Raw genomic sequence first — 3,210 nt, 5'->3', positions numbered from 1 at the left:
CTTCAATTCGTAAAGTAAAATAGGCTGTCTCCGTTGCGGCTCGGAATCACGTAACAAAAAATATTTTTGTATATGAAACTATTACTGTGAGTTCGTATATGCGAATTTTAGGGGTTGACAAGAGGGCCGAGAGGGGGTATAAATGAGAAAAGCCAACCCCTCGTTGCCTGAGAGGTCAGCTTTACTTTTACTATCTTCGTCTAGGTGGAGTGCGATAATATGATGGTACATGGTTCCATCTTCCATAATGGAAGCGGTCGTACCCATTCACAAAAACCGTTTTCCGTCTAAACTTTTTTTTAATCATCTAAAATCTCCTTATTTTTTATTCATAGGGATTTCTCCTCCTATGTATTAAGAACAATTTTAGATTAAAGTTTGATAGTTATTCTATTATAGCATACAACTAGACAAAAATAAACAAAAACCCTCAGTTCATGTCGAAACTGAGGGTTTTTGTTTACAATCCAGAATCATTTATATCTGGTTCATAATTCTTATCAAGATACTGTAATGTTAATCCTATTTCATAGTTTTGACTTGATAATCCAAGGATGATTAATGTATCATCTGTTTCCCAAGATGCCGCATATGAAACATATCCATATTCTAAAGCTTTTGATGAACCAGCATGTTCAATCAGACTTTCTTTTTGATAAGGTATAATTTTATCATGGGTTGGATTTCCGTATTTTTTTGTAAGTGACTCCTTTAATGAATTATAGGTAGATATAAATTGTCCCCCACTTGTATATCCTAAATCAAATAGATATAGACCATCATGTAATTTATTATCGTTAAAATGGTAGAAAGCAAAAGCTTTGTATCCATTTACACGTACATTTCCAAATAGACTTCCATCATCCAAAGATTCTAAATTTATTTCTGTTTCATATTTTTTAACCGTATCTATATCATCACCCCATATAGTATTTCTAAATGTAGTTCCTTCTCGTTGTTCAATAACTTCTTCTGTAGTTTCTGGTATAGATTCACTTTCTGTTTCTTCTGGCCTAGTTACCGTGGCTACAGTAGATGTAACTCGCACATGTGCTTTGGATACCTCTGGCAAATCTTGTGTTTGATTATTACATCCAGCTAAAGCAAGTACTGTACTCAATGTTAATATTGCAACAATTTTTTTCATAATTCTTTCTCCTGTTTTAAAATATTTTCAAATAATTTCCTTATATTCTCTGGTGATTGAGCATAAAACTCCATTAATTCAAATAAGGTAAGTACCCCAAATTCATAACCTACATAGAGAACTACATATGGTTGTACCTGTGGCACATATTTTTTCAATATAATCGGCAATGACTTTCCTAAATATTTTTCACCCTCTGGTAGTAAAGTGTAAATCTGATAGAATAAATATCCAAACAGTACACATACAATATGGAATAAAATCACATTGAGTTTTGTACTTTTGAAATCCTCTATCTTCCAAAAGTCTTTTAACTGTCTGTAATCTTCCTCTATCTCTGGACGGAGTTCATAAGTAAGAACAATTTCTCTTGCTGATTTAGTAATGTCTGTGGTTATGAATACAAAGTAATAATCTGTCTGCTTATCCCAAACGACACAAGCATTGATAGGAACATCATTTTGAGGAAATTCGCTATCCCAATACATGCCCATACCTTTAACTAGACTTATAACCTGAGTTTTCCTTTTCTTATTAGGATGCTGTTTCCAGATGTTTTGTTCCTTTGCGCCTAAAATCGCCTGTTGATAAGCCAACATATTTCTTTTCAAGGGGATGTATGTGTCAACTTTTCTTTCCGTTTTCAAATAGTTCATTAAATCCCTTGATATGAAACCTCTATCATTAATCAATATATCCCCAGGTTTTAACATTGGGGAAGTCTTGACCATATCTTCGCTTAAACTTAAATCATGAACTTCAATGCTTCCAAATCGTATATCCTCAATTATACCTGTATCATTTACAATCCCCCTAAGAGTAGACATTTTATATCCTCTTGTGGGTTTATCATCTCTTTTACTATGACCTACACCAGCCATTTCATAATTAGAGTTTTTTAGATTAACCTCTAAATCCGTACAATCCAATATATGTATATTGGGTTCAATATCCAATAGAGGGAGAATACCTTTCTGGACTGTGTAAATATAACCACCCATGAATATGGAAGGACTATATTTCCCTAATAAATGTCTTAAACTTCCTTCCTGCATCAAACCATTTTTCAAATTACCAGAATCATCTATAAGGGTATAGCCTAATTTAGCCAATGTCCTATGGTCATTAATGGCATAGGGGATATCAGTAAGACTTGTGTGGACACGCATTTTAGCCGCTATTGCGCTGGCCCATATCAACCCATAAGGAATTACCGTATTATCGGCTCTGAAATCCGGTATATATTTTTCTAAACAGTTAAAAATATTACGAGAGTTCATTTCAAGGATGATATCATCAATCAAATTTGTGGTACTTAATGCAAGCGCATCTAACTGACCATTGCGTATTTTTTCAATGATATTTTCCTGGTTATACTTACACAGCCTAATCATATTCTCACCTCCTTTCCTACTTCTATTATACTAATTATTACGCCTTATGTCAAATTAAAATAACCATCAATGATAATAGAATGCCATTGGCGATAATGCAATGTCGTTTGAAGTTATGTATTATAACAATAGGGGTGATAATATGATTAGTGATACAATAAAAGAACTTAGAGAAAAGAATGATTATACCCAAACAGCATTAGCAAAGAAATTAGGGTTATCACGTTCAGCAATAAACGCATGGGAAATGGGTGTTAGTGTTCCATCTACGAGTTATTTAATGGAACTTGCAAAATTATTTAATGTATCAACGGATTATATTTTAGGGTTAGATACTAAAGAAAAAATAGATATTACTTTTTTAAAGCAGGACGAGAAAGAAATTATATATACACTGCTAAATTATTTTATGAAATATCACTATATGTTAGATGCATTACATGATATTGGTCTTGAACATCCAGATGAAGATTACAAGGAATTATACGAAAAGAAATTTAAGTTACCTCAATATCTAATTCCCGGTTTAGAAATGATACACAAAGTTGACATAGGAGAGTTAAGCGTTTCAGATGTATTACCCATAACAAAAGATATCGAATAAAAATTAATCGAGTATAGACAAAAATCTCCCACCACTGGGAGATTTTTTTACTTTACGAATTGAAG

At 32.8% G+C, this 3,210-nt stretch carries 3 protein-coding genes; 1 reads left to right on the top strand and 2 read right to left on the bottom strand.

What is annotated here, in order from left to right:
- Window positions 1-460: 460 nt before the first annotated feature.
- Window positions 461-1,147, bottom strand: a complete 687-nt coding sequence (locus tag LI015_RS27740) for a lipoprotein (protein WP_002576601.1) — start codon at window positions 1,145-1,147, stop codon at window positions 461-463.
- The gene (locus tag LI015_RS27735; protein ID WP_002576600.1) at window positions 1,144-2,541 is read right to left on the bottom strand and encodes a transposase; all 1,398 of its coding nucleotides are present in this window, start codon (window positions 2,539-2,541) and stop codon (window positions 1,144-1,146) included. The genes LI015_RS27740 and LI015_RS27735 overlap by 4 nt, the downstream gene beginning before the upstream one ends.
- A gap of 142 nt (window positions 2,542-2,683) precedes the next feature.
- On the opposite strand from LI015_RS27735, the gene LI015_RS27730 reads away from it, so the two are divergent.
- Window positions 2,684-3,145, top strand: coding sequence for a helix-turn-helix transcriptional regulator (locus LI015_RS27730; protein WP_002576599.1), 462 nt, complete (start codon window positions 2,684-2,686; stop codon window positions 3,143-3,145).
- Window positions 3,146-3,210 lie beyond the last annotated feature (65 nt).

It is taken from the genome of Enterocloster sp. 210928-DFI.2.20, from assembly GCF_020554465.1.
GTDB classification, from domain to species: Bacteria; Bacillota; Clostridia; order Lachnospirales; family Lachnospiraceae; genus Enterocloster; species Enterocloster bolteae.
The sequence above is the reverse complement of the archived record's forward strand: the minus strand, read 5'-3'. Positions and strand labels throughout refer to the sequence as shown.

Excerpts from the sequence above, each read along its gene's own strand:
- LI015_RS27740 (WP_002576601.1), bottom strand. The coding sequence starts at position 1,147 with ATGAAAAAAATTGTTGCAATATTAACATTGAGTACAGTACTTGCTTTA.
- LI015_RS27735 (WP_002576600.1), bottom strand. The coding sequence starts at position 2,541 with ATGATTAGGCTGTGTAAGTATAACCAGGAAAATATCATTGAAAAAATA.
- LI015_RS27730 (WP_002576599.1), top strand. The coding sequence starts at position 2,684 with ATGATTAGTGATACAATAAAAGAACTTAGAGAAAAGAATGATTATACC.